We start from the raw sequence: 25,482 nt of genomic DNA, 5'->3' as shown, positions 1-25,482 counted from the left end.
AGAGACAGGATGGATGGCGCGCCAAATTTCCTGTTATAATGTAACAATGAAACAGCTGAGACCCGCGACCTCGCCCAACCTCTTCAACCAGGAGATCGCCGACGCCTATGATCGTCGGAACAGCGCGCTCGCCCCCATCTCCGACAGCCTGCATTTCCTGCTGCAGTTGGTTCTGGCGGACTTGCCCGCCGATGCGCGCGTGTTGTGCGTCGGAGTAGGGACCGGCGCTGAAATCCTGTCGTTGGCCAGGATATATCCGGGCTGGTCGTTCGTCGGCGTCGATCCGTCCGATGAGATGCTGGCTGTGGGGCGACACCGGCTCGAACAGGCCGGCGTGCTGGATCGTTGCCAGCTTCTTCAGGGATATGCCCAGGATGTTCCCCACGACGGATTTGACGCCGCGGTCAGCTTACTGGTCGCGCACTTCATCAAACGCGAAGACCGACGCGCCTTCTATTCGGCCATTCATGATCGCCTCAAGCCGGGAGGCTGCTTCGCCAGCGCCGAGATCAGCGGCGACCTGGACGCCCCGGAGTTTCCCGAGATGCTGGAAGACTGGAAGCGAATCCAAGTTCTAACGGGCGCAACGCCGGAGTCGCTGACGAAGCTTGGCGGCATGATGCGGGACGTGTTGAGCGTTCTGACCCCGGCGGAGACGGAAGCTTTGTGGGAAGCCGCCGGCTTCCTGAAGCCAATCCCGTTCTTCCAGGCGTTCATGATCCGAGGGTGGCATGCTGTGAGGACTTGATTGCCGCAAGGCGCCTGCGGCCCCTCCGAACTTCGCCTGCGGGTCGAACCTCCCGTCGGCGTCGTCCCATCGGGTCTACCCCGCCCCCACCTGCGCCACCTCGTTAGCCGAGCCCAACACCACCGGCACCCGCTGGTGCAGCTTGGTCGCCTGGATGTCGAGGATCGCCGCCTGGCCGTCGGTGGTGGCCTTGCCGCCGGCGCGCTCGACGATCAGCGACATCGGGTTGGCCTCGTAGAGCAGGCGCAGCTTGCCGGGCTTGTCCGGCTCGCGGCTGTCCCACGGATAGAGAAAGATCCCGCCGCGCATCAGGATGCGGTGGACGTCGGCGACCATCGAGGCCACCCAGCGCATGTTGAAGTTCTTGCCCCGCGGCCCCGCCTTGCCCTGCAGGCAGCCGTCGATATAGCGCCGCACCGGCTCGGCCCAGTGGCGCTGGTTGGACATGTTGATCGCGAACTCGGCGGTGTCGGCGGGAATGGCCACCTGGCCATGGGTCAGCAGCCAGGCGCCCGAGGCGTCGAGGGTGAAGGCGACCACGCCCGTCGACAGGGTCAGCACCAGCATGGTCTGCGGACCGTAGACGGCGTAGCCGGCGGCGGCCTGGCCGCGGCCGGGCTGCAGGAAGTCGGCCTCGGTCGGGGTGCGGCCGGCCGGCGCGGGCAGGATCGAGAAGATCGTCCCGACCGAGACGTTGACGTCGATATTGCTGGAGCCGTCCAGGGGATCGAAGGTGACCAGGAAGCCGCCCTGCCGGCCGGTGGTCTCGATCTCCTCCAGCTCCTCGGAGGCCAGGCCCGCCACCGCCGCGCAGCCCTTCAGGGCGTCGCGCAGGATGTCGTTGGTGATGATGTCGAGCTTCTTCTGCTCCTCGTCCTGGACGTTGACGACGCCGGCCGCGCCCAGACTGCCGGAGATCGCGCCCGAGGCCACCACCCTGCTGATCTGGACGCAGGCGGCGGCGACCGTGGCGACCACGTCCTTCACGGCCTCGTCGGCGGCCTGCTCGGCGGCCAGGTATCCGGCGAGATCGATCAGCGTGGTCATTCAGGGCCTCGAATGGCGGCGGGATTCGCCGCGACCTTAGTCAATGCAACCGCCCGCGCCAACGCGGGCTCCCCCCGCCGCACGCTCGGTTTTCGGGTTATGACCTGCAAAAGGCGACGGGCTTACGACGGGGCATGCAAAATCCGCCTAGAGCCAGTCGCCCGATATCGAAATCGCGCGCCTGACGCGCCCAAGCCCCCTACCCTTCAATGATTTCGCTGAACTGCACGATGGGCGCGATGTCCGTGTAGTTGGCGACGTCCGAGACGATTTCCGCGCGGTGGGGACCGAACGCCTCCTCGAATGTCTCCAGAGTCGGCGAGTAGACGTGGCACGCCGCGACGAACTCCGGCGCGCTTCCAGGTTCGCGACCCGCAAGGCCTTTCTCGATCTCGTAGCGCAGGCAGGCAGCGCCGAGCCGTTCCCGGATCAGCGGCAGGTGGCGGGTGCGGTAATAGTCGTGATCGAACTTCGAGCCGCCATCGGCCGGATAATAGACGCTCATCTTGATCATGATCGGGCTCCTGCCTGGGCGCCTCTCCGAACGCCCAAGGGGCCTTCTAGCGCGCCGGCTTGTGAAGCGCATCCTGAAGACGCTTGAATCAGAACCTTGCAGCTACCGCCGGCAGCCTAGGAGTGCGCGATCTAGACCTTCCGCTTCATGCGCACTTCGCGCACCGTGCCAGTCGACGAATTCATCACCAGCGTATGGGTGTGGACGAAGCCGTCCTTGTAGGTCACCCCGTCCAGCAGGTTGCCCCAGGTGACGCCGGTGGCCGCAAAGATGGCCTCGTCGCGGACGATGTCGTGCAGGTCGTACTTCTTGTCGAGCTCGGTGATGCCCCACTTGGCGGCGCGGGTGCGCTCGTCGCCGTTGCGGAACACCAGCCGGCCCTGGAACTGACCGCCGACGCACTTCAGCGCCGCGCAGGCCAGCACCCCCTCCGGCGCGCCGCCCGAGCCGACATAGAGGTCGATGCCGGTCGAGGGGTCGGTGGTGGCGATCACCCCGGCCACGTCGCCGTCGGTGATCAGATAGACCCTGGCCCCGACCGAACGAACGCTGGCGATGATCTCGGCGTGGCGCGGACGGTCCAGCACGCAGACGGTGATCTGCGTCGCCTCGACGCCCTTGGCGGCGGCGACGGCCTTGACGTTGTCGGCCGGCGACTTGTCCAGGTCGATCACCCCCGGCGGCAGGCCGGGACCGCAGGCGATCTTGTCCATATAGGTGTCGGGGGCGTTCAGCAGCGTGCCCTTGGGCGCCCAGGCCATCACGGCCAGGGCGTTGGGCATGGCCTTGGCCGTCAGGGTGGTGCCTTCCAGCGGGTCGAGGGCGATGTCGATCTTCGGACCTTTGCCGGTGCCGACCTTCTCGCCGATATAGAGCATCGGCGCCTCGTCGCGCTCGCCCTCGCCGATCACGATCTCGCCGTCGATCGCCAGTTCGTTGAGGGCGTTGCGCATGGCGTCGACCGCCGCCTGGTCGGCCGCCATCTCGTCGCCCCGGCCCACCAGGGTCCAGGAGGCGATGGCGGCGGCCTCGGTCACCCTGACCGCGTCCAGGACCAGCGAGCGGTCCAGGGTCTTCGAGCTCATCAGTCTCTCCCAGCAGGCCTTAGTCCCAGCCGCTTTGCGCGGTTCTCAGATGCGCGCGACGCGCAAAAGGCGGGGACGCTCTAGCACGGCATGCAGCTTTTCGATGCGGCTAATCGCATCCAGAAGATTGGATTCCGGAGTCGCATGGGTGACGAGCACGATCGGCACCCCGCCCGCCCCCTCGACGGGCTTCTGCAGGAAGCTGTCGATCGAGACCGCGCACTCGGCCAGGGTTTCGGAGATGGCGGCGATCGCGCCCGGCTCGTCGCGGACCATGATCCGCAGATAGGCCTTGCCGACCGACCGGGCGGGGTCGACGGCGACGAACGGCTTCAACTGGCCGGCCGGGGCCTGGAACACCGGCCGGACGGCGCGGGTCATGACGTCGGCGATGTCGGCGGCCACGGCGGCGGCGGTCGGGCCCGCGCCCGCGCCGGGGCCCTGGATGAAGATCCGGCCGATCCGCTTGCCCTCAATGAACAGGGCGTTGAGCGCCCCGCCCGCCTGGGCCAGCGGGTGGTCGAGCGGCGTCAGGCTGGGATGGACCTTCACCGCCACCCCGCCGTCGGTCTTGGCGGCGCTGGCCACCAGCTTGATGCGATAGCCCAGGTCCTTGGCCAGCTTGATGTCGAGCAGCTCGACATCGCTGATGCCCTCGATCTCGGCGGCGTCGAAGTCGGGCGCGCAGCCGAAGGCCAGGGCGGCCAGGATGCTGATCTTGTGGCCGGCGTCGAAGCCGCCGACGTCCATGGTCGGGTCGGCCTCGGCATAGCCCAGGGCCTGGGCCTCGCGCAGCACGTCGGCGAAGTCGCGGCCGGTCTTTTCCATCTCGCTGAGGATGAAGTTGCAGGTGCCGTTGAGGATGCCGGCCACGCCGACCACCTCGTCGCCGACCATGGCCTCGCGCAGCATCTTCACCGCCGGGGTGCCGCCCATCACGGCGGCCTCGAACAGCAGCGGGGCGTTGTTGGCCTCGGCCAGGGCGGCCAGTTCGGCGCCGTGCTCGGCGATCAGGGCCTTGTTGGCGGTCACCACAGGCTTGCCCAGCTTCAGCGCCGCCTCGACCGCGGCCTTGGCCGGGCCGTCGGAACCGCCGACCAGCTCGACGAACAGGTCGACGTCCGGCGACGAGGCCAGGGCGACCGGGTCGTCGAACCAGGCCAGGCCCGAGATGTCGATGGTGCGCGGCCGGGAGCGCGAGCGCGCCGACACGGCGGTGACCACCGCCCGGTCGCCGGCCGGGGCGAAGTCGGGCCGCTCGGCCAGGAACTGCAGCAGCCCCCCGCCGACGGTGCCGAGGCCGGCGACGCCGACGCGCCAGGTTTTCTGAGTCATGTTCTGCGTTCCTGGTCCGGGAGGCCGAGCCGCGCCCCTACCCTGCTGGGCGGGCGGCTCAGACCTGTTCTATCTTGTTGTGCGCCTTGGCCAGGATGGTGTCGGCGTTGGCGATGAACTTCTTGACGTTGCGGGCGGCCTGCTTGATGCGCTGCTCGTTCTCGACCAGGCCGATGCGCACAAAGCCTTCGCCGTATTCGCCAAAGCCGATGCCGGGGGCGACGGCGACGCCGGCCTCCTCGATCAGCAGCCGCGAGAACAGCATCGAGCCGGCGGCCTCGTAGGCCGGCGGGATCTTGGCCCAGGCGAACATCGAGGCCGGCGGGTTGGGGATGTCCCAGCCGGCGCGCGCCATCGACGACACCAGGGTGTCGCGGCGGCTCTTGTAGATGCCGCGGATCTCGTCGACGCAGTCCTGCGGGCCGTTCAGCGCCGCGGCGGCGGCCACCTGCACCGGGGTGTAGGCGCCGTAGTCGAGATAGGACTTCACCCGGGCCAGGGCCGAGCAGATGCGGGCGTTGCCGACCACCATGCCCACCCGCCAGCCGGCCATGGCGTAGGTCTTCGACAGAGAATTGACCTCGACGGCGATGTCCTTGGCCCCTTCGACCTGCAGGATCGAGGGCGGCGGGTTGTTGTCGAAATAGATCTCGCCATAGGCCACGTCGCTGATCACCAGCAGCTCGTGCTTCTTGGCCAGGGCGACGGCGTCCTTGTAGAAGTCCAGGTCCACCCACTGGGCGGTCGGGTTGGACGGATAGGACAGGATCAGCACGCTGGCCGGCGGCACCGAGTGCTTGGCCGCCCGGCTGATGTTGGACAGATACTGCTCGGGCGACAGGGCCGGCACGTGGCGGATCACCCCGCCGGCCATGATGAAGCCGAAGGCGTGGATCGGATAGGCCGGGTTGGGGCAGATGATCACGTCGCCGGGGGCGGTCAGGGCCTGGGCCAGGTTGGCGAAGCCTTCCTTGGAGCCCAGGGTGGCGATCACCTCGGTGTCGGGATTGAGCTTCACGCCGAACCGGCGGCCGTAATAGCCGGCCATGGCCTTGCGCAGGCCGGCGATGCCCTTGGAGGCCGAATAGCGGCCGGCCTTGGGATCGCGCGCCGTCTCGATCAGCTTGTCGACGATGTGCTTGGGGGTCGGCATGTCGGGATTGCCCATGCCGAAGTCGATGATGTCGGTGCCCTCGGCGCGCAGGCGCGCCTTGATCTTGTTCACTTCTTCGAAAACGTAGGGCGGCAGGCGACGGATGCGGTGGAAGTCGGAGGTCATGAAATGGCTCATTGCGCCGCTGCGGCGCGCCGGGAGCAAATGTCGGGCATGGATAGACCCCAAGCGGGGCCTAGCCAAGCCAGTTCAAGGGAAATTATGCCTCCGTCGTCCTATTGGGACTTGGACGGAGGCGCGGTAGCTCGGTCACGCGCCGCCTTGGCGAAGGCTTCGGTCGCGGCGCGGTCGGCGTCGGTGGGAGCGGCGGGAGCCGGAACCTTGGCCACGCGGCGGGCCTTGGACGCGTAGCCTTCGGTGTCCGACAGCGTCCAGGTATTGGGAGCGGTCTGGCGCTTCAGTTCCTCGGCGGCCAGCTTCTCGGCGCCGACAGCCTTCTTGAACTGCACCGGCGTGCGGATGTCGGTCGGAATGGCCGGAATCTCGGCGAAGGTCGGACGCGTGGCGTGGGTCGAGGCCTTGGCCGCGGCGTTGGCGGCGGCGGCCACCGGCGAGGCCGGATCGGCGGGAGGCGGCGTGAACGGCGACGCACAGCCGGCGACGCCCACAACCGCGCCCATCAGGATCGCACTGCGGATGTGTACGCCAAGACGTACGATTTTGCCGGTTTGGTCGTTCATCTTGTCTCAGGTCTTATGCGATGATCGCGTCGAGCGAAAGGCCATCCGCGCCGCCAAGGCCAGATGGTTTCGGACAAGAAGGTGAAGCAAAGCCCATGGCCATCAGCGAAACCGCCGCCAAAACTCGAAAAAGGCCCGCCGCGAAGGCGGATGCGGCCCCGGCCGACGCCAAGCCCAGGGCCAAGGCCGCGCCGAAAGCTGCGCCGCAGGCCAAGACCGAGCCGGACTCCCGGGTCGCGGCGGCCGAATCGGCGACCCGCCAGCCGCCGCCGCCGGCCAGCCCCAGTCCCCTCCCCAATCTCGACGCCTTGCTGTCGCCCGATCAGATCAAGATGATGGAGGCGCTGTCGGCCAATCTGGCCCGGGCGGCGGTCACCGCCCAGGGCGCGATCGCCGAGGCGGCGCTGCGTCAAGCCGACCGGCCGGCGGCCCTGAGCCCCGACCCCTTCCATGTCGGTCCCGCCTTCAACGAGGTGATGACCAGCCTGGCCGCCCAGCCCGACCGCCTGCTGCGGGCCCAGGCCGACCTCTTCAGCCGCTACATGGACCTGTGGCAGTCGGCGGCCCGCCGCGTGACCGGCGAACCGGCCGAACCGGTCGTCGCCCCCGCCAAGGGCGACAAGCGGTTCAGCGACCCCGACTGGGCCGCCAACCCGATGTTCGACATGATGAAGCAGAGTTATCTGCTGTCGTCGAACTGGCTCAACGACCTGGTCTCCCAGGCCGAGGGCGTCGACCCCACCGCCAAGCGCCGGGTCGAGTTCTTCACCAAGATGCTGACCGACGCCTTCTCGCCGTCGAACTTCCTGATCTCCAACCCCGCCGCCCTGCGCGAGGTGATGCAGAGCAAGGGCGAAAGCCTGGTGCGGGGCATGGAGAACTTCGCCGCCGACCTCGAGCGCGGCGGCGGCCAGCTGGCCATCAGCCAGACCGACCTGGCCAAGTTTAAGGTCGGCGAGAACGTCGCCACCGCCCCCGGCAAGGTGGTCTACCAAAATGACATCCTGCAGCTGCTGCAGTTCACCCCGACCACCGAGGCGGTGTACGAGATCCCGCTGCTGATCTTCCCGCCCTGGATCAACAAGTACTACATCCTCGACCTGCGGCCCGACAATTCGATGATCCGCTGGCTGACCGGCCAGGGCTTCACGGTGTTCGTCGCCTCCTGGGTCAATCCCGACAGCCGCCAGGCCGACAAGACCTTCGAGGACTACATGTTCGAGGGCGTCTACGACGCCAGCCAGCAGGTCATGGCCCAGTGCGGCGTCGATCGGGTCAACACCGTCGGCTACTGCATCGGCGGCACCCTGCTGTCCTGCGCCCTGGCCCACATGGCCGCCAAGGGCGACAAACGGATCAATTCGGCCACCTTCTTCGCCGCCCAGCAGGACTTCGCCGAGGCCGGCGACCTGCTGCTGTTCACCAACGAGGAATGGCTGAAGTCGATCGAGACCCTGATCGACCAACAGGGCGGCTACCTGCCCAGCCAGTCGATGGCCGACACCTTCAACAGCCTGCGCGGCAACGACCTGATCTGGTCGTTCTTCATCAACAACTACCTGATGGGCAAGGAGCCGCGGCCCTTCGACCTATTGTTCTGGAACGCCGACCAGACGCGCATGCCCAAGGCCCTGCACCTCTACTACCTGCGCAACTTCTACAAGGACAACGCCCTGACCCAGGGCCGACTGGTGCTGGGCGGCGAGACGCTGGATCTGTCGAAGGTCAAGATCCCGATCTATGTGCAGTCGTCCAAGGACGACCACATCGCCCCCTATCGCAGCGTCTATCGCGGCGCCCAGGCGTTCGGCGGCCCGGTGACTTTCACCATGGCCGGCTCGGGCCATATCGCCGGGGTCATCAACCATCCCGACGCCAACAAGTACCAGTACTGGACCAATGACGGCCTGCCCGCCTCGGCCGAGGCCTGGCGAGCGGGGGCGACGGAGCATCCCGGCTCGTGGTGGCCGCACTGGGCCCAATGGCTGGGCGCGCGGTCGGGCCAGCAGATCCCGGCTCGCGATCCGACCAAGGGCCCGCTGAAGCCGATCGAAGACGCGCCGGGCAGCTTCGTGCGGGTGCGGTCGAACGCGGCGGCCTGAGGGCGGCTTTAGGGAGAGGGTGAGGGACACACACTCATTTCCCCACCGCAGTGTCGGCCGCGAAGCCGTTGCGAAAATGAGTGTGTGTCCCTCACCCTCGTTTCACTCGTTTCAAAGAAGCCATACAATCGTCGTGTGAATTCAGACGGGTTCGAGCGTTATCGGGACACAGCTTACCCTAACGCAGGTGTAGAGGCCACTTTCCGGGTAATAGCAAAGCCAGCAGAGCTTTCCCCCAACCGAGTCGGTGGCGCTGACTTCATATGATTTAGCAGCTTGCCCGATGAATCTTTAACCGTATAGCCGGCAAGCTCACCGCCGACTGCTCCAACCGAGACAACGTTACCGTCACTTAAGGTGTGTACCCCTCCCGCCAGATCAACATCAGACAAATTGTCTGTAGTGCTGAACTTTGCTTTCGAGAGATCAAGGTGATTATCGCTCATTTTCAAACCATTAATAGATTTACAAAACACACACGGCAAGTTTCGCGTATGTACTGGCACGTAAGTGTGGGGTCAGAAGAAGACGATGCGCATCCACCAAACGGTGGAGACTCTTGGCAAAAAGGGACACACTCTTTCCACGTGGACGCCTCACGCCCACGGTCTGACGCCTAGAGCGTCGGGACGGCTGAGGGACACACACTCATTCCATCCCCACTTCGCAGGCGGGAGGCGTGTTGGGGAAATGTGTCCCTAATTCACTATGCCGACATGTCGATGTAGACGCTGAAGGATGAGGGACACACACTCATTTCCCTCACGGCCCTTTCAGCCAAGATTTGCGTCAGGGGAAATGAGTGTGTGTCCCTCAAACTTCCTCAAACTTCCCAAACAGGGCCGGACCCGCCGGGCCCGCTAGATGACGCCCAGTTCGTAGGCCAGCTCGACCGGCAGGGCTTCGGCGCTGTCGATCAGCGGCTTGACCCGCTCCAGGTGCTCGGTGAAGCGCGGGTCCTGGCTGAAGCGCCGGGCGTCCGCCGCCGTGTCGAAGGACGCCACCAGCACCACGACGCCCTTCTCGGGCGAGGTGAGCATCCGGTTGCCGCGCACGCCCTGCACCTGGCCGCGCAGCCGCAGGAACTGGGCGTGCTGGACCGCGACGAATTCGTCGAACTTGCCGGGCTTGGGGCGGATGATGCTGACATTGAAGACCGGCGGGTCGGACAGCGCTGCGGCGACCGCTGCGCGATCGGGAACGGTGAGCGTGGTCATGAAGGCTCCTGGAGGGCGTTGCCGTGAGAGGAGCCTCCCGTGTAAAACCTCAACCAAAGTTGAGGTCAAGCGCCGATGTCGAAGCCCGATTTCCCGGTCCCCGGCGGAACCCTGAGCGTCGGCGAGGTCGCCAGGCGCAGCGGCGTGGCCGTCTCCACCCTGCACTTCTACGAGACCAAGGGGCTGATCCGCAGCCTGCGCAGCGACGGCAACCAGCGCCGCTATCCGCGCGGGGTCCTGCGCCGGGTGGCGGTGATCAAGGTCGCCCAGCGCACCGGCATCCCGCTGGCGGCGATCCGGCATGCCCTGGCCCACCTGCCGCAGGACCGCGCCCCGAGCGCCGGCGACTGGGCCGAGCTGTCGCGGACCTGGCGGGCCGAGCTGGACGACCGCATCCGCCGCCTGGGCCAACTGCGCGACCAGCTCGACGACTGTATCGGCTGCGGCTGCCTGTCCCTAACCGCCTGCCCGCTGCGCAATCCGGCCGACGCCCTCGGCGCCCAGGGCGCGGGGCCGCGGTTATTGGAGAGCGACGGAGCGTAGCGCCGCCCCCCCCATTAACCTGTCTCGACGAAGAGCCCGACCGACCGCCCCAGGCGTTTCGAAAATGGGCGCGCGTCCCCGCCGCCCGTCCAGGAGAAACGAGCAAGGAGACAGCCTATGGACAGGCTCGTGCGGCACCGTCGCATCACGATTGGCGACGTCGACGCCTTCTACCGCGAAGCTGGACCGGAACACGCGCCGGCCGTTCTGCTTCCGCATGGTTATCCGTGTTCGTCCTACGCGTTTCGCAACCTCATGCCGCGGCTGGCCGACCGCTGGCGGCTGATCGCGCCCGACTATCCCGGCGCAGGCTATAGCGGAACGCCGGAAGGCTTCGACTACAGCTTTGACGGCTATGCGGCGTTCCTCGATGGCTTCGTGACGGCGCTGGGCGTCGACCGCTTCGCCCTCTATCTGCACGACTTCGGATCTCCGATCGGCGCGCGGCTGGCGATCAGGGCGCCCGAGCGGGTCAAGGCGCTCATCATCCAGAACGGCGACATTCCCTACGAGGATGCGCTGGGACCGAAATATGCCGAGATCGAGGAGACCTGGACGCTGCCCGCCTCGGAGATGCGGGCCAGGCTGGCGGAAGCCGTCGATGAAGAGACTTTCAGGCAGGAATTCCTGAACGGGGTCAGGCCCGAACTCGCCGACGGCATCCCGCCCGATTTGTGGACCTTGCACTGGTCATTGATGACCTCGCGGCGTCGAGAGATCGCGGTCGACCTGCTGGCCGGCCTGAAGGAGAACCGCGCCTGGTTTCCCCAGCATCGGCGATATCTTGGCGAGCACCGGCCGCCGACCCTGATCGTCTGGGGCCCGCGGGACGGCTACATGCCCGAAGCCTCCGGCCGCGCCTATCTGCGCGACCTGCCTGACGCCGAAATCCATATGCTCGACGGCGGTCACTGGCTGCTGGAGACCCATCTCGACGGAGTGGTCCCGCTCATCCGCGACTTTCTCGGGCGGGTTCATGCATAGTGGGGCCGGTGAGCAAGCCGCGCCTAAGCGCTTTCCATCATCCGCCGGGCAGCCTGAACCAGCAGGCCGGAGCGAGTCAGGCCGTGCGCTTCGGCGTAGCGGTCGATGTCGCGGAGGGCGTCTTCGGGCAGGGTGATGTTGACGCGCACCGCCTTCTTGGCCTCGGTGGCCAGGCGGACGATGATGGCGACGCCGTCGCGGTTGCCGGCGTCGGCCATGATGCTCTCCAGGGAGGAAGGCTCGGGGATGGCGTCACCGTCCTCGACCAGACCCTCGACGTGCAACGCCAGGGCTTCCTCGGCCATGGCGCGGGCGTCGTCCAGCGAAGTCCCCGCCGTGACGACGCCGGGAAAGTCGGGGAAGGAGACGCCGTAGTCGCTGTCGGCGTCCTTGTGGATCAGGGCGATGTAATTGGCCATTTCAGTCACCTCAGAGTCAGGCCGGACTGCCGCTCGATCGAGCGCAGAGTTCCGATGGGAATGTCCCTCTTCGGATGGGGGACAGTGACACGGCCCGGTTTCGTCGGGTGTTTGAACTGAGCGTGCGAGCCGCGACGCGCCACTTCAGCCCATCCGTCAGCCTTGAGCGCCGTGATGATGTCGCGGCTATCCATGTGCGCATTAATACACACTGAAAGGCGCACTTGTCAATCTGGAACACACCGATACACACGCCCCACGGCGACGCGGAACGGCCCTCCGACGACGAAGCCTAAAGCCCCGCACCTTCCTTCAAGCCCAGCATCAGGTTCAGGTTCTGCACCGCCGCGCCCGAGGCGCCCTTGCCGAGGTTGTCGAGCAGGGCCACCAGGCGGACCTGGCCGCTGTCCTCGGCCCCGAACACGAACAGCTTCAGGCGGTTGGTGCCGTTCAGGCCCTCCGGGTCGAGGGTGGTCATCGCCCGGGCCTCGCTCAGGCTGGCCACCTCGACGAACGGCTCGCGCGCATAGTGGCTGGCCAGGGCCTCGTGGATGTCGCTCAGCGACTGGCTGCCGTTCAGCATGCCCAGATGCAGCGGCAGTTCAACGAGCATGCCCTGGGCGTAGCGCCCGACCGCCGGGGTGAAGATCGGCCGGGTCAGCAGGCCGCCATGCGACTGGATCTCGGGCACGTGCTTGTGGTTCAGGGTCAGGGCGTAGATGCGGTACGGCGCTCTGGTGTAGTTCGGCGCGGCCTCGTCCTCGAACTCGGCGATCATCGCCTTGCCGCCGCCGGTGTAGCCCGACACCGCGTTGAACGACAGCGGCAGGTCGGGCGCGATGATGTCGGCCGAGACCAGCGGCCGGGCCAGGGCGATGGCGCCGGTCGCGTAGCAGCCGGGATTGGACACACGGGTCGAGGCGGCGATCTTGCCCCGCTGGGCCTCGTCCAGTTCAGGAAAGCCGTAGGTCCAGCCCGCGGCGGTGCGGTGCGCCGTCGAGGCGTCGATCACCTTGACGGCCGGATTGTCGATCAGCGCCACGGCCTCCCGGGCGGCGTCGTCGGGCAGGCAGAGGATCACCGCGTCGGCGTCGTTGAGCATGGCCTTGCGGGCAAGCGGGTCCTTGCGCCGGTCCGGGTCGATCGAGACCATCTGCAGGTCCTTGCGGCCGACCAGGCGCTCGCGGATCTGCAGGCCGGTGGTGCCGGCTTCGCCGTCAATGAAGACTTTCGGCAAGGTCGTCATGCAATCACTCCTCGATCTGAGCGGCCGCCCAGTCGTCTAAGGTCGCGTGGAACACCACGGTGGGCCAACCGGGTTCGCGCGCGGCCCAAGTCAAATGCACCTGAGCGACACGGCCGTCGGAAGCCAAGAAAAGTACGCCGTCGCGGTCATCCCGCCGGGCCAGGGCGGCAGGAGCCAGGCGATGCAGCGGGTGACCAAACAGCATTTCGCGATAGAGTTCGTCTTCCAGAAGAACAGCCTCGTCCGTGTCCGCGATACCGCGCCACTGTGACGGCCATCCAAAATCCGGTTCGGAGGGCATGGCTTGCTCCAAGAAAAAGGCGCTTCGGCCGAAACCGAAGCGCCCTTTCCATAAGCACGAAACGTGACGCGCTTAGCGCTTCGAGAACTGGAAGCTGCGGCGGGCCTTGGCCTTGCCGTACTTCTTACGCTCGACGACGCGGCTGTCGCGGGTCAGGAAGCCGTGCGGCTTCAAGAGGGTGCGCAGGCCGGGCTCGTAATAGGTCAGGGCCTTGGACAGGCCGTGGCGCACGGCGCCGGCCTGGCCCGACAGGCCCGAGCCTTCCACGGTGACGACGACGTCGAATTGGCCCAGGCGGTCGGTGACCTGCAGGGGCTGGGCGATCATCATCCGCAGCACGGGACGGGCGAAATAGACTTCCTGGTCGCGACCATTGATCGTGATCGAACCCTTGCCGGGCTTGATCCAGACGCGGGCGATCGCGTTCTTGCGCTTGCCGGTCGCATAGGCGCGGCCCTGGGCGTCGATCTTCTGGACGGCCGGAGCGGCCGCTTCGGGGTTGCTGGACAGGCTGGCCAGCGCGTCAAAGCCTTGAGCTTCGGACATGACTTAGGCGCTCCGGGTGTTCTTGGCGTTGCGCGAAGCGAAATCGATCACTTCGGGGCTCTGCGCTTGGTGCGGGTGCTCACCGTTGTTGTAGATGAGCAGGTGGGTCAGTTGCTTGCGCGCCAGGGGGCTTTCCTTGGGCAGCATGCGCTCGACGGCCTTTTCAAGGACGCGTTCCGGGAAGCGGCCTTCCAGCAGCTTGCGCGGGTTGGTCGACTTGACGCCGCCCGGGTGACCGGTGTGGCGATAGTAGATCTTGTCGTCCATCTTCTTGCCGGTGAACTTCACCTTGTCGGCGTTGATCACGACGACGAAGTCGCCGCAGTCGACGTTCGGGGTGTAGTCGGGACGATGCTTGCCGCGAAGACGCATGGCGATGAACGTCGCCAGACGACCGACAACGGCGTCCTGGGCGTCGACCACGATCCACTTCTTCTCGACCTCGGCGGGCTTCAGGGAAGCCGTGGTCTTTTGCATGGGATTGATCCGTATTTCTTGTGCGTCGGGGGCCAAGGAAAGCGGTCCCGTCTGCGTGAGGGGCGGCAGGTACAGGACGGTTCGCGGCCTGTCAACAATGCGCGCGCAAGAAACTCCGCAAACCCTTGTGCAGCAAGGAATTTCGCGATGAGGTACCATAATACCTCATCGCGCTCTTCTACTTCGCGTCGGCGTCGAAGCCGTAGGCGTGGCGCATGATCTGGTAGACGTAGCTCTCCTCGACCACGCCATGCACCAGATAGGCTCCCGGCCCGTCGGCGAACACGCCGACATCCTCGCCCGAGTGGGCGCTGCTGGGCAGGTTGGCGACGGCGGCCTGATGGTAGTCGATGTCGTCAGTGTCTTCCTTCGACGGGTCGGCCCGCGTGCCGCCGCCTTCCGGACCGCCGGGGCCGGTGGCGAAGCTGAGCACGGTGTAGGGCTTGCCGTCGCCGGCCACGACCGGGTCGCCCTCGTTGCCCGCCAGGCCGAGGATCGGGGCGTTGCGGGCCGCATAGCCCGAGATCACCAGGCCGTGGCTGTGGTCGGCGGTGACGATGACCAGGGTGTCCTTCAGGTCCACCTTGTCCAGCGCCGCCTGCACCGCCTTGGAGAACTCGACCGTCTCGGTCAGGGTCCGTTTGGCGTTGTTGAGATGGCTGCCCATGTCGATCTTGCCGCCCTCGACCAGCAGGAAATAGCCCTTGGGGTTCTTCGACAGCAGGTCGATGGCCTTGGTGGTCATCGCCGCCAGGGTCGGCACGCCCTGCCCCAGCACCGGCCGCTCGACCTCGTAGGGCAGGTGCTCATTGGCGAACAGGCCCAGCACCGGGCCGGTCTTGGCCGGGTCCAGGGCCGCCAGCTGGGCGTCGGTGGTCACATAGGCGGCGTTCGGGGCTTTCAGCCATTCGGCGGTCAGGTCGCGGCCGTCGGCGCGCTTGCCGTCCTGGGCCTCGGGCAGGAAGCGCGAGCGGCCGCCGCCGAAGGCCACGTCGAGGCGCAGGCCGGCGGGCGCCTCGACCAGCTGGCGGGCGATGTCCTTGCAGCCGGCCGACAGCGCCTCGGCGGGCATGTCGCTGTCGCCTTCCCAGTCGCGATAGGCGGTGTGGGCGTAGGTCCCGGCCGGGGTGGCGTGGGTGATGCGGGTGGTGGTGACGGCCCCGGCCGACAGGCCGTGGGCCTTGGCCAGTTCGGCGATGGTCTGGACGCGGGTCCCCGCCTCGCTGGCGCAGCTTTCCGGCTTGGCCGCGCCGGTCAGGCCGATGACCTTGTTGCGGGTCTTGACGCCGGTGGTGAGGGCGGTGATGCCGGCGGCGCTGTCGGTGACCTGGGTGTCGTGGCTGTAGGTCTTGGACAGCGCCGTCCACGGCAGCTTCTCGAAGGCCAGCGAGTTGCTCTCGCCGTCGACCCCGCGCTGCTGGCCCTCATAGATGCGGCTGGCGACGACGGTGGAGATCCCCATGCCGTCGCCGAGGAACAGGATGACGTTCTTGGCGCGACCGGTGTTGGGGGCGACCGTCAGGGCCTTGGCCAGGGCCGCCTCGCCAGCCTTGTAATAGGCGTCGTTGGGCGCGGCGTTGACCGCCGGCTTGGCGGTCTGGGCCAGGGCGGGCGCGGCGGCCAGGAGCAGGGCTCCGGCCAGGAAGTGGGAAGCGCGGATCACGGGCGGGGTCTCCAGCAAGGACGTCGGACGTCCTCTGCTGGCGTTTCGTGACAGTTCTTTGAGCGCCGCCGCAAAACCGCTAGGGCCGTCGCACCCGCCAGGCGAAGACGGTCGCGGTGGCCAGCAGGATCGCCGCCCCGGCCTGGTGCAGCACGCCCAGGGCCAGGGGCACGCTGGCCATCAGCGTCCAGATCCCCAGGCCGGCCTGCACGAACACCACGCCCACCAGCACCAGGGCGACCCGCTTGGTCTCCTCCGGCAGGCGGCGGGCCCGGGCGGCGGCCGCGCCGATGACCAGGGCGGCGACGAACAGGGTGTAGGCCATCAGCCGGTGGTGCAGCTGCACCGCGCCCTGGCTGTGGGCGATCGTGCCCCAGAAGCCGTGGCCGGCATATTCGGCCGGAATCAGCGCCCCGTTCATCAGCGGCCAGTCGTTATAGACCAGCCCCGCGTCGTTGCCGGCCACCAGGGCGCCCAGCAGGCTCTGGAAGAACACCGCGCCCAGGAAGGCCAGGGCCCAGCCGCGCCAGGCGGTGCGCTCCTCGATGCGCGGCGACCCGGCCCAGGCGTCCAGCGCCGTCCAGATCAGCATGACGAACAGCGCCAGCGCCAGGCCCAGGTGGATCATCAGCCGCTCGGGCGCCACCGACACCCGCTCCGACAGGCCGCTGGACACCATCCACCAGCCGACCAGTCCCTGCAGGCCGCCCAGGCCCAGCAGGGCCACGCAGCGCCAGATCAGCCGCCGGGGGATCATCCGGCGGACCAGGAAGAACACAAGCGGCAGGGCGAAGACCAGGCCGACCAGACGGCCCAGCAGGCGGTGGGCCCACTCCCACCAGAAGATGCCCTTATAGGCCTCCAGCGTCATGCCGGCATTGACCAGCCGGTACTGCGGAATCTTCTTGTAGAGCTCGAAATTGGCCCGCCAGGCCTCGTCCGACATCGGCGGCAGGGCGCCCATGATCGGCTTCCACTGGGTGATCGAAAGCCCCGAGTCGGTCAGGCGGGTCGCGCCGCCGACCACCACCATGGCGAAGACGAGGACGGCCACGACGAGCAGCCAGACGGCTACAGGCCGGGAACGGTCGGAACGCAGAAAGGACGTCATGAAGTCGCAAAGATCGTCTGTTGTGGGCCTGAATAAGGCGAAGCTTTGCCGTACGCCCGACTTGCGCCGACGTCCATGGCCTCATGACGCGTCCGACGCGGCGTGCGATGATTGCCCTCAGGCGGGCGGAACGGCCCGGGCGGCGCTGGAGGTCGGAGGTTTCGATGAGCGGGGTGGGCGTGTTCGTGGCCGTGGTCATCGGCATCCTGGCCGGCTGGATCGCCGACCTGGTGCTGGCCCGCCGCCATGCGCTGTTCACCAAGCTCTTGATCGGCGTCGTCGGCTCGTTCATCGGAGCGTTCATCGCCCAGCGCCTGGACCTGAGGTTCAGCGGCTTCCTCGGCAGCCTGCTGGTCTCCAGCGTCGGCGCGATCTTCTTCCTGGCCGTCCTCGGCATCTTTTCGAGCATCTTCCGGAGACCCGCTTGAGCGCTCCCCTCATCCCCGCCCGCCTGCGTAAGTTGATCGGCGGGATCGGCATCATGGCGTTCCTGGCCGCCTATGTCTGGGCCTTCACCAGCCTCTACGACTATCTGCCCGACAACCGCGCCGTCCACCTGGTCTATTTCGCCGTCGCGGGCCTCGCCTGGGGCCTGCCGCTGCTGCCGCTGATGTCGTGGATGGGCAAGGCCGACAAGCGGCTTTAGCGATCGGCCTTCGCTTGGTAGGAGCCCGACTGCGCGCGGACCACGTCGATCAGGTTGCCAATGGTCAGATCGAGATCAATCAGATGCAGGCCCATGAGCGGGTCGCGAACACCGTTTACCGTCCAGTCGCCCACCAGCACCGCGGTACGATGATCATTCTTCGTCGGCCGCGCCTCCACGGCCAGATAAACTCCGTGCGCGTCGTCATCGCGACACTCGGCCCAGAACAGATCCGGCAAGGTCACCACAGGCGTCGCGATGGGATGCGGCCTTGTGGTCAGCGGCCGAACGGGTTCGGTGAAGTCCGGGATGATCGTCTCACCTCGGGTCGATAAATAGGGCCTCAGGACCCCGGCCCCGCCCGCCAAAGCGGCAGGGTTCGTGCATAACGGCTTTTGTCCGTTCGGAAAGGACGGTGGCGTGGGCGGCGGGGCCGACGAACGGTAAGCGTTGAACACGATCACGCAGCCAAGCTGGCCCAAAATCCGGCACGCTGGAATGGAATCGAACGTACCGCCCACGTCCTTGCCTGCAGGCGCGAGCACGAAGCTGCCCGGCAGGATGGCCGAGATCAGTTGCTTTTGAACGGGCTTGCCGTCGATAGCGTTGCCGATCACCGTTTGCAGGATGCCCGAGCCCTGCGAATGGCCGATGAGCACGAAGCCTCGCCCGTGATTGTCGTGCCTCAGATAGTACGCCCAGGCAGCGGTCACGTCGGCCTCAGCTAGGGCTCGCACCTCGGCGAAGATCGTCGGCGAGATTTTTTCACCCGCCATGCTCTGCTTCATCTGCCACAACGTCGCTTGTCGGTAGAGCGGTGCATAGAGCCGGCACACCGAACCCAGCCGCGCGAATTGGCGACGCGCCGCCCGGCGCTCGGCTTCCGACTCCCGTCCCGTAGCGCTCGGCGCCGGATCGTTAGACACTGTCGGATAGACGTAGAAGCAATCGATCGGCGGATCGCGATGGACGGCCACCGGCTCCCGCGCCTGCTCCGAGGCGGTCAGGATAGTCGCCGGCTCGGCCACGCAGGCTCCGGGCTTGTCCGGATGGCAAAGCCAACTCTCGGACCGGGAATAGTCCATTGGCGCCGCGATCGTTTGCCGCCCCGAGGCTGGACCGCTTGCCCCGATCAAGGCCAGAACCATCGCCCCGGCCACCCACCGCCCTTGGTTCAAGATCGCCATCCGCCTCGCCTTTGCTTGCTAGGCGAGGCTTGAAGATTACGCATGTAATTTCAACTGGCGGTCTGCAACGAAAAAGGCCGCCCTTTCGGGCGGCCTTTGCGTTCTTCCGGTCGCATTCCCGGTGAAGGAAATGGTCGGAGCGACAGGATTCGAACCTGCGACCCCTTGACCCCCAGTCAAGTGCGCTACCAGGCTGCGCCACGCTCCGATCCGGAAGGAGCGCCCTTATAGGTGCGAGCCTTGCCGGGGGCAATGGGATTTCGCGGCGAATTTGCCGGCGGTTCAGAGCCCGCGCAGAAGCCCGTCCAGCCGGGCCTTGACGGCCTCCAGGTCGTCGAGGGTCGAGACCAGCCGCTCGCGGGCCTCGTCGGCCAGATCGGCCGTCAGCGGAGAATCGGCCTGGCTGTGGATCGGCAGGTCGAGCGAGGCCGAGCCGTTGTCGCCCAGGCCGGCGGCGATCACATGGGTGAGCCCCTGCTCGCGGTGCAGCTTCTGCACGCCCTTGATGGTGTAGCCCTCAGCGTGCAGCAGGGCGCGCACGCCGCTGAGCACGGCGATGTCCTGCGGGCGGTAGAACCGCCGGCCGCCGGCCCGCTTCATGGGTCGGATGAACGAGAACTTGGTTTCCCAGAAGCGCAGGACGTGCTGCGGCACGCCCAGTTCTTCGGCGGCTTCGGAGATCGTGCGGAAGGCGTTGGGTCCCTTCGCCACCGCCGATCGCGCCCTAGCCGCCCAAGGCGCGGTCGATTCGCGCCTTCATGACCTGCGAGGCCCGAAAGCCGATCACCCGGCGGGGCTCGATCTCGGCGGGCTCTCCGGTCTTGGGATTGCGGCCCATCCGGGCGCGCTTGTCGCGGACCTGGAAGACGCCGAATCCGGAGAGCTTGACGGTTTCACCCCGCTCCAGAGCCTCGGCGACGAGGTCGAGAGTCCGTTCGACCAGGCCCGCGCAGTCCTGGCGGGTCAGACCGACTTCCTCGTGGACCGCCTCGCAGAGGTCGGCCCGGGTCAATGTCGCGCCCTTCATGACGCCCCCTACGCTTGATTGACAAACCCAAAGCACGCGCACGTCAGACCGGGTCGAGCCCCGTGTTTCCGCAACGCGCGCCCATCAACTGGAGCCTGCATGCCGTGATTATCGCATGGAGTCAAAGGCTGAGGGCCAAGACTTCAGGCGATATTGCAAGCTGGTCGCTCCTGCCGCCGTTCTGGTGACGCTGGGAGGCGCCTAGAGGCGCAGGACGCAGGCGCCCCAGGTCAGTCCGCCGCCCATCGCCTCGAGCAGCAGCAGCTGGCCCGGCTTGATGCGGCCGTCGGCGATTCCCTGGGCGAAGGCCAGCGGGATCGAGGCGGCCGAGGTGTTGGCGTGCAGGGCGACGGTGGAGATCACCTTGTCCTCGTCGATGCCGACCCGGTGGGCGACGCCGGCCAGGATCCGCTGGTTGGCCTGGTGCGGGATGAACCAGTCGACCTCGGGAATGGTCACGTCGGCCGCCTTGGCGGCGGCGTGGATCGCCTCGGAGATGTTGATCACCGCATGCTTGAACACCTGGTTGCCCAGCATCCGCAGCTTGCCGACCGTGCCGGTGGTCGACGGGCCGCCGTCGACATAGAGCAGCTCCTGCTTGGTGCCGTCGGCGCGCAGGGCGAAGCCGAGCAGGCCCTGGTCGGCCGTGGTCCCCTGCCCTTCGCGCGGCTCCAGCACCACCGCCCCGGCCCCGTCGCCGAACAGCACGCAGGTGCCGCGGTCGGTCCAGTCCATCAGCCGGGTCATGGTCTCGGCCCCGATCACCAGGGCGCACTTGGCGTGGCCCCGGGCCACGAAGCCGTCGGCGACGCTGAGCGCGTAGACGAAGCCCGAGCACACCGCCTGGACGTCGAAGGCGATGCCGACCGGCGCGCCCAGCTTGCGCTGGACGATCACCGCCGTGGCCGGAAAGGTCAGGTCGGGCGTGGTGGTGGCGACGATGATCAGGTCGACGTCGGCGGCGGTCTTGCCGGCGTTCTCCAGCGCCTGCTGGGCGGCCCGCAGGGCCAGGTCCGACACCGGCTGGTCGTCCGCCGCCTTGTGGCGCTGGCGGATGCCGGTGCGTTCGACGATCCAGGCGTCGCTGGTGTCGACCGTCTTGGCCAAGTCGTCGTTGGTGACCACATTGGCCGGAAGATAGGCCCCGACCCCGGTCACCGCGCTACGAACTACGCTCACTCGAAAGCTCCTTGGCCGTCGGCGCCCGACACGCCTCCGGCCGTGATGTCTGCATCGGCCTTGAGGCCGGTTTCGGTCAGGCGTTTCAGATTACGTTCGATTTCGGCCGAAAAGTCGCTGCGCGCCAGGTCCACGGCCACACGGATCGCCGAGGCGAAGCCGCGGGCGTCGGCCCCGCCGTGGCTCTTGACGACGATGCCGTTCAGGCCCAGCAGCGGCCCGCCGTTGACCCGCCCAGGATCCAGGCGGTTGCGCATCTTGCCCAGGGCCCGCGAGGCGATCAGCGCGCCCAGCAGGGCGAACGGCCCGGAGGTCAGGGTCGACTTGATTTCGGCGGCGAAGAACCGGGCCAGGCCCTCGGCGGTCTTCAGGGCGACATTGCCGGTGAAGCCGTCGGTGACGACGACGTCGACCGTGCCCTTGGCGATGTCGGTGCCCTCGACGAAGCCGCGATAGTCGAAGTCGAGCTTGGCCTCCTTTAGGATGGCGTGCGCCTCGCGCACCTCCTCGTGGCCCTTCTGGTCCTCGGAGCCGACATTGAGCAGGCCGACGGTCGGGCGCTCGGACCCGTGGGCCGCGTGGTGGAAGGCCGCGCCCATGATTGCGAACTCGACCAACTGCTTGGCGTCGCTCTCGACATTGGCGCCGACGTCGAGCACGGCCGAGACGCCGGTCATGGTCGGCCAACTGGCGACGATGGCCGGGCGCTCCAGATTGGCGCCCATGCGCAGGATCAGCTTGGAGATGGCCATTAGGGCGCCGGTGTTGCCGGCCGAGACCACGGCGTTGGCCTGGCCGTCGCGGATCGCCTCGACGGCGTTCCACAGGCTGGAGCCCTTGCCCCGGCGCATGGCCTGGGCGGGCTTCTCGTCCATGGCGATGGCCTTGTCGGTGTGGCGCACCTCGCTGACCACCCGGGCGGGCGGGCACTTGGCCAGTTCGGCGTTCAGCAGGGCCTCGTCGCCATGCAGCAGGAAGCGGACGTCGGGCAGGTTGCGCGCGGCGATCGCCACGCCCGGCACGATGACGGACGGGCCATGATCTCCGCCCATGGCGTCGATCGAAATGACGATAGGTTCAGGCACGAGGCGCTATCGGCTCCAGGCGCGGCGCACCGCTGGGTCAAGGCGGCGGGACGATACAGCCGCGGGAAGATCGCGCAAGCGGAACGCGGCCGTCATTCAGGACCCCTCCCCGCCGGCCTCGGGATCGCTCTTCAGCGCCTTCAGGGCGGCGAACGGCGACAGGTCGACCGGCTCGGCCGGCGGCTGGAACACCGCGCCGGGCTTGCGCGGAAACGGGTCCAGCGCCAGGGCCAGGTGCTCGATGACATAGGCCGAGACGTCGATGGTCTCGCCCTCCAGCACGTCGGGCGGATCGTCGCCCTCCGGATCCAGCGCCAGGTCGCCGTGCTCGTCGGGCGAGGTGTTCTCGCTGTCGGCCGGCAGCACCCGCAGCGAGAAGCGCGACTCCACCGGCTCCTCGAACTCGTCGGCCGAGACGCTGCACACCTGGGTGACCCGGGCGCGGATCAGGCCCGAGACCTCGGCCCCGTCCATCCACGGCCGCAGGAAGATCTCGGCGTCCAGGGAGTCCAGCGACACCAGGTTCAGGGTCTTGGCGATCTCCCGGCGGGCGGCGGCGTCGGGCTCCAGGCGCAGGTCCAGGCCGCGGCCCATCCGTCCCAGGGTGACGCTGCAGGGCCAGGGATCGATCACGCCTTCGGCCATTGGGCCTCTCCTTGCAGCAGGGTCTCCAGCGGCTGGACCGCCAGCTGGTCGCGCGCAGCGACCACATAGTCGGCCAGGGCCCCCACGTCGCCCTCGCCGCGCTCCTCGAAGGCGGTGCGGGCCAGCATCTCGGCCAGGGCCGCGCGGTCGGGCAGGCTGGCCGCCGCCTCGTCGAAGGCCTTGAGCCGACCGTAGAAGGCCCCCGCCAGCTTCTTCATCTTCTTGCCGACCGCAGTGTCGGAGACGCCGATCTCGCGGAAGGCGTCGTCCAGGCCGTGGACATAGGCGTCGAAGGTCGCCTGCGAAACCTCGGCCGCGGCCTCGCCCCGCCCCTTCAGCCGCTCCAGCAGCAGCACCACGTGCAGGGTGAACAGCTCGAACCGGCCCTCGATCGAATCGCGCACGCCCATCCGGGCGTAGAGCGGCGCCGAGCGGGCCTGGGCCGCCGCCGAGGCGTAGAGTTTGCCCCCCGCCGCCTTGGCGGGCCTGGGTTTGAGCAGCCGGTCCAGAAACATAGCTTCGCCTCGATTTCGCCGCGACGTCGAACTAGTTGGCTCCTGGTTCCACGCGGACCATTGAACTAAGCCCGCGCGGGCGATAGGTCAAAGTCAGCCTTTCCAGGTACCGGAGCCTGCATGTTTCGTCCCGCCGTTCTCGCCGCCGCTGTCATCGGCCTCGCCGCCGTCGCCGGAGGCTGCACGCCGCTGACGAGCTATTCCGGTTTCCAGGCCATCGAAGCCAAGCCGGCCGACATGAAGGTGGGCGAGGACACCAAGTCGACGGTGACGGAAAAGCTCGGCTCGCCGTCAGCCACCTCCACCTTCGACGCCAACGCCTGGTACTATATCTCGCAGACCACCGACCGAGTGGCCTTCTACAAGCCGCGGGTGATCAAGCGCGACGTGGTGGCGATCAAGTTCAATCCGGCCGACGAGAAGGTCGCCTCGATCAACACCTACACGCTGAAGGACGGCAAGGTCATCGCCTATAACGGCCACGAGACCCCGACCCGCGGCCGCGAAATGACCATCCTCGAGCAGCTGCTGGGCAATGTCGGCCGCGGCGGCATGCTGCCCCAGGACGACCAGGACGTCCCGGGCAATCGCCCGCAGGACCGCCGCTAGGCCCTCCGCCCCCGCCGCAAACTCAGGCCCTGGACCGGTTAACATAACCGGCTGAATTTTCGCGACATTTCGTCGCTCATATCAACGGTTTCTCAACGACGACGGCGTAGCTTCCCCAGGCGATGTCGCGGCTGACGCCGCCTTGCCAAGGGGGATGACTGTTGAGCGCGCCCGACCTGCGTCCGTTGACGGTGCTGATCATCGACGACAGCGCCCCGATGCGCGAGATCATCGGGACGGTGCTGAAGTCGCTGGGCGTGCGCAAGATCATCGAGGCCAGCGACGGCGTCGAGGCGCTGAAGGCGGTGACCGAGCGCGAGATCGACATCATCTTCACCGACCTGATGATGCAGCCGGTCGACGGCCTGGCCTTCATCCGCTGGGTGCGTACCTCGCCGGCCAGCGCCAATCCCTATGTGCCGATCATCATGATCACCGGCCACGCCACCCGCGCCAGCCTCAACGAGGCCTGCATGGCCGGGGTCACCGAGTTCCTGGCCAAGCCGCTGACCGCGCGCGGCGTGCTGCACCGGGTCAACGAGGTGATCAACAATCCACGCGACTTCGTCCGGGCCGGCGCCTATTTCGGCCCCTGCCGCCGGCGGCGCATCGACCACGACTATGACGGCGACGAGCGCCGCGGCGCCGCGGCGGAGGCGCAGGCCGAGGTCGAGTTGCAGGACCTCTACTGACCAGAGGCCGAGTCGGCCCGCGTTTCATGGCCGACGTCGTCGCGCCACATGAATGCAAACCAACGACGCAATCGGGGAACGTTCAACCGCCAGGGTCTTTCATGGGTTCTATCGGAACGCGTCGCGCGTCCGTGGAAAACTACGTCGGAGACCTATCATGAAGCGCATCCTGCTCTCTCTCGCCGCCCTGGCCGCCGTCTCGGCCGCGCCCCTGGCCGCCCAGGCCGCGCCTTGGCAATCGATCAACCAGCGCCAAGCCAACCTGGAACAGCGCATTGACCAGGGCGTCCGCAGCGGCGAGTTGACCCGGGCCGAGGCCGCCCGCCTGCGCGGCGAGTTCCGGTCGATCGCCCGCCTGGAGGCCAGCTATCGCCGCTCCCACGGCCTGTCGATGCGCGAACGCGCCGACCTCGACGCCCGCTTCGACCGCCTGAGCCGCCAGGTCGTGGCCGAGAAGCACGACCGCCAGGACCGCGACCACCGCCGCGGCTAGGCCCAGGATGATCAAAGGCTGAATCGCCATCTTTCATCCGTCTCCCCGGCGAAGGCCGGGGCCCAGATTCAGCCGTCGTGTTGGACGATGATCCGAAACACCCCGCTCTACGACCTGGATCCCGGCCTTCGCCGGGAAAACGGATTGGGGATGGGCGCTTCAGTCCGGGGTCATTCGCGCCCAGATCCAGGTCCGGAATCAAAGACGCCCCG

At 67.3% G+C, this 25,482-nt stretch carries 31 protein-coding genes and 1 tRNA gene; 9 read left to right on the top strand and 23 right to left on the bottom strand.

What is annotated here, in order from left to right:
• The first annotated feature begins 46 nt into the window (after positions 1-46).
• Positions 47-748 (top strand): class I SAM-dependent methyltransferase, encoded by a 702-nt coding sequence (locus ACIPQB_RS21250; protein ID WP_446487242.1) that lies wholly within the window; start codon positions 47-49, stop codon positions 746-748.
• Positions 749-823: 75 nt separating this feature from the next.
• Here ACIPQB_RS21250 and ACIPQB_RS21245 read toward each other — a convergent pair whose 3' ends face one another.
• The 6 genes from ACIPQB_RS21245 to ACIPQB_RS21220 form a co-directional block, all read right to left on the bottom strand.
• On the bottom strand, positions 824-1,795 hold the full coding sequence (locus tag ACIPQB_RS21245) for a class 1 fructose-bisphosphatase (protein ID WP_446487241.1): 972 nt from the start codon (positions 1,793-1,795) through the stop codon (positions 824-826).
• Between the two features lie 199 nt (positions 1,796-1,994).
• A complete protein-coding gene (locus ACIPQB_RS21240; protein ID WP_446487240.1) occupies positions 1,995-2,309 on the bottom strand; it encodes an EthD family reductase in 315 nt (104 codons plus the stop codon).
• A 131-nt stretch (positions 2,310-2,440) separates the two neighbouring features.
• Positions 2,441-3,394, bottom strand: coding sequence for a class II fructose-bisphosphatase (glpX, locus tag ACIPQB_RS21235; protein ID WP_446487239.1), 954 nt, complete (start codon positions 3,392-3,394; stop codon positions 2,441-2,443).
• 45 nt (positions 3,395-3,439) lie between these two features.
• On the bottom strand, positions 3,440-4,729 hold the full coding sequence (locus tag ACIPQB_RS21230; protein WP_446487238.1) for a homoserine dehydrogenase: 1,290 nt from the start codon (positions 4,727-4,729) through the stop codon (positions 3,440-3,442).
• A 58-nt stretch (positions 4,730-4,787) separates the two neighbouring features.
• Complete coding sequence (locus ACIPQB_RS21225; protein ID WP_446487237.1) at positions 4,788-6,008, bottom strand: LL-diaminopimelate aminotransferase; 1,221 nt, start codon at positions 6,006-6,008, stop codon at positions 4,788-4,790.
• 110 nt (positions 6,009-6,118) lie between these two features.
• Entirely contained in the window at positions 6,119-6,583 is a 465-nt protein-coding gene (locus tag ACIPQB_RS21220; RefSeq protein ID WP_446487236.1) for a hypothetical protein, read from the bottom strand.
• 332 nt (positions 6,584-6,915) lie between these two features.
• Between ACIPQB_RS21220 and ACIPQB_RS21215 the strand changes: the two genes are divergently transcribed.
• Entirely contained in the window at positions 6,916-8,685 is a 1,770-nt protein-coding gene (locus ACIPQB_RS21215) for a class I poly(R)-hydroxyalkanoic acid synthase (protein ID WP_446487294.1), read from the top strand.
• A gap of 860 nt (positions 8,686-9,545) precedes the next feature.
• Here ACIPQB_RS21215 and ACIPQB_RS21210 read toward each other — a convergent pair.
• Positions 9,546-9,902, bottom strand: a complete 357-nt coding sequence (locus ACIPQB_RS21210) for a hypothetical protein (protein ID WP_446487235.1) — start codon at positions 9,900-9,902, stop codon at positions 9,546-9,548.
• A gap of 75 nt (positions 9,903-9,977) precedes the next feature.
• Between ACIPQB_RS21210 and soxR the strand changes: the two genes are divergently transcribed.
• On the top strand, positions 9,978-10,445 hold the full coding sequence (gene soxR, locus ACIPQB_RS21205; RefSeq protein ID WP_446487234.1) for a redox-sensitive transcriptional activator SoxR: 468 nt from the start codon (positions 9,978-9,980) through the stop codon (positions 10,443-10,445).
• Positions 10,446-10,562: 117 nt separating this feature from the next.
• Entirely contained in the window at positions 10,563-11,429 is an 867-nt protein-coding gene (locus ACIPQB_RS21200; RefSeq protein ID WP_446487233.1) for an alpha/beta fold hydrolase, read from the top strand.
• 23 nt (positions 11,430-11,452) lie between these two features.
• On the opposite strand, the gene ACIPQB_RS21195 is transcribed toward ACIPQB_RS21200, so the two are convergent.
• The 8 genes from ACIPQB_RS21195 to ACIPQB_RS21160 all read right to left on the bottom strand — a co-directional run bounded on the left by ACIPQB_RS21195 (position 11,453) and on the right by ACIPQB_RS21160 (position 17,192).
• The gene (locus tag ACIPQB_RS21195; protein WP_446487232.1) at positions 11,453-11,848 is read right to left on the bottom strand and encodes a type II toxin-antitoxin system HicB family antitoxin; all 396 of its coding nucleotides are present in this window, start codon (positions 11,846-11,848) and stop codon (positions 11,453-11,455) included.
• Between the two features lie 5 nt (positions 11,849-11,853).
• Positions 11,854-12,042: a type II toxin-antitoxin system HicA family toxin gene (locus ACIPQB_RS21190; RefSeq protein ID WP_446487231.1), complete on the bottom strand. Its 189-nt coding sequence runs from the start codon at positions 12,040-12,042 to the stop codon at positions 11,854-11,856.
• Between the two features lie 98 nt (positions 12,043-12,140).
• Positions 12,141-13,094, bottom strand: a complete 954-nt coding sequence (argC, locus tag ACIPQB_RS21185; RefSeq protein ID WP_446487230.1) for an N-acetyl-gamma-glutamyl-phosphate reductase — start codon at positions 13,092-13,094, stop codon at positions 12,141-12,143.
• A 4-nt stretch (positions 13,095-13,098) separates the two neighbouring features.
• Positions 13,099-13,395 (bottom strand): hypothetical protein, encoded by a 297-nt coding sequence (locus ACIPQB_RS21180; protein WP_446487229.1) that lies wholly within the window; start codon positions 13,393-13,395, stop codon positions 13,099-13,101.
• Between the two features lie 72 nt (positions 13,396-13,467).
• Positions 13,468-13,941 (bottom strand): 30S ribosomal protein S9, encoded by a 474-nt coding sequence (gene rpsI, locus ACIPQB_RS21175; protein ID WP_446487228.1) that lies wholly within the window; start codon positions 13,939-13,941, stop codon positions 13,468-13,470.
• Between the two features lie 3 nt (positions 13,942-13,944).
• A complete protein-coding gene (gene rplM / locus ACIPQB_RS21170) occupies positions 13,945-14,418 on the bottom strand; it encodes a 50S ribosomal protein L13 (RefSeq protein ID WP_446487227.1) in 474 nt (157 codons plus the stop codon).
• Between the two features lie 178 nt (positions 14,419-14,596).
• Complete coding sequence (locus ACIPQB_RS21165) at positions 14,597-16,081, bottom strand: alkaline phosphatase (RefSeq protein WP_446487226.1); 1,485 nt, start codon at positions 16,079-16,081, stop codon at positions 14,597-14,599.
• Between the two features lie 79 nt (positions 16,082-16,160).
• Entirely contained in the window at positions 16,161-17,192 is a 1,032-nt protein-coding gene (locus ACIPQB_RS21160; RefSeq protein ID WP_446487225.1) for a COX15/CtaA family protein, read from the bottom strand.
• A 164-nt stretch (positions 17,193-17,356) separates the two neighbouring features.
• Between ACIPQB_RS21160 and ACIPQB_RS21155 the strand changes: the two genes are divergently transcribed.
• Together ACIPQB_RS21155 and ACIPQB_RS21150 are read left to right on the top strand one after the other, a co-directional pair.
• Positions 17,357-17,620, top strand: coding sequence for a GlsB/YeaQ/YmgE family stress response membrane protein (locus ACIPQB_RS21155; protein WP_446487224.1), 264 nt, complete (start codon positions 17,357-17,359; stop codon positions 17,618-17,620).
• A complete protein-coding gene (locus ACIPQB_RS21150) occupies positions 17,617-17,838 on the top strand; it encodes a DUF2842 domain-containing protein (RefSeq protein ID WP_446487223.1) in 222 nt (73 codons plus the stop codon). The genes ACIPQB_RS21155 and ACIPQB_RS21150 overlap by 4 nt, the downstream gene beginning before the upstream one ends.
• Here ACIPQB_RS21150 and ACIPQB_RS21145 read toward each other — a convergent pair.
• The 8 genes from ACIPQB_RS21145 to ACIPQB_RS21110 form a co-directional block, all read right to left on the bottom strand.
• A complete protein-coding gene (locus ACIPQB_RS21145; RefSeq protein WP_446487222.1) occupies positions 17,835-19,025 on the bottom strand; it encodes a DUF3089 domain-containing protein in 1,191 nt (396 codons plus the stop codon). The two genes, ACIPQB_RS21150 and ACIPQB_RS21145, sit on opposite strands and share 4 nt — an antisense overlap.
• Positions 19,026-19,156: 131 nt before the next feature.
• Positions 19,157-19,233, bottom strand: a tRNA-Pro gene (locus ACIPQB_RS21140).
• A 74-nt stretch (positions 19,234-19,307) separates the two neighbouring features.
• Entirely contained in the window at positions 19,308-19,736 is a 429-nt protein-coding gene (locus ACIPQB_RS21135) for a MerR family transcriptional regulator (protein ID WP_446487221.1), read from the bottom strand.
• Between the two features lie 13 nt (positions 19,737-19,749).
• Positions 19,750-20,052 (bottom strand): integration host factor subunit alpha, encoded by a 303-nt coding sequence (locus ACIPQB_RS21130; RefSeq protein WP_007667198.1) that lies wholly within the window; start codon positions 20,050-20,052, stop codon positions 19,750-19,752.
• A 201-nt stretch (positions 20,053-20,253) separates the two neighbouring features.
• Positions 20,254-21,231, bottom strand: coding sequence for a beta-ketoacyl-ACP synthase III (locus ACIPQB_RS21125; RefSeq protein ID WP_446487220.1), 978 nt, complete (start codon positions 21,229-21,231; stop codon positions 20,254-20,256).
• Positions 21,228-22,283: a phosphate acyltransferase PlsX gene (plsX, locus tag ACIPQB_RS21120; RefSeq protein WP_446487293.1), complete on the bottom strand. Its 1,056-nt coding sequence runs from the start codon at positions 22,281-22,283 to the stop codon at positions 21,228-21,230. The genes ACIPQB_RS21125 and plsX overlap by 4 nt, the downstream gene beginning before the upstream one ends.
• A 129-nt stretch (positions 22,284-22,412) precedes the next feature.
• Positions 22,413-22,961, bottom strand: coding sequence for a YceD family protein (locus tag ACIPQB_RS21115; protein WP_446487219.1), 549 nt, complete (start codon positions 22,959-22,961; stop codon positions 22,413-22,415).
• Positions 22,946-23,476, bottom strand: a complete 531-nt coding sequence (locus tag ACIPQB_RS21110) for a ubiquinol-cytochrome C chaperone family protein (RefSeq protein WP_446487218.1) — start codon at positions 23,474-23,476, stop codon at positions 22,946-22,948. The genes ACIPQB_RS21115 and ACIPQB_RS21110 overlap by 16 nt, the downstream gene beginning before the upstream one ends.
• Positions 23,477-23,596: 120 nt before the next feature.
• Here ACIPQB_RS21110 and ACIPQB_RS21105 point away from each other — a divergent pair, with 120 nt between their 5' ends.
• The 3 genes from ACIPQB_RS21105 to ACIPQB_RS21095 all read left to right on the top strand — a co-directional run bounded on the left by ACIPQB_RS21105 (position 23,597) and on the right by ACIPQB_RS21095 (position 25,270).
• Positions 23,597-24,085, top strand: coding sequence for an outer membrane protein assembly factor BamE (locus ACIPQB_RS21105; RefSeq protein WP_446487217.1), 489 nt, complete (start codon positions 23,597-23,599; stop codon positions 24,083-24,085).
• Between the two features lie 161 nt (positions 24,086-24,246).
• Entirely contained in the window at positions 24,247-24,777 is a 531-nt protein-coding gene (locus ACIPQB_RS21100) for a response regulator (RefSeq protein WP_446487216.1), read from the top strand.
• Between the two features lie 157 nt (positions 24,778-24,934).
• Entirely contained in the window at positions 24,935-25,270 is a 336-nt protein-coding gene (locus ACIPQB_RS21095; RefSeq protein ID WP_446487215.1) for a hypothetical protein, read from the top strand.
• Positions 25,271-25,482 lie beyond the last annotated feature (212 nt).

Source organism: Caulobacter sp. LARHSG274 (genome assembly GCF_052871235.1).
This window is presented reverse-complemented; position numbering and strand designations above follow the sequence as displayed.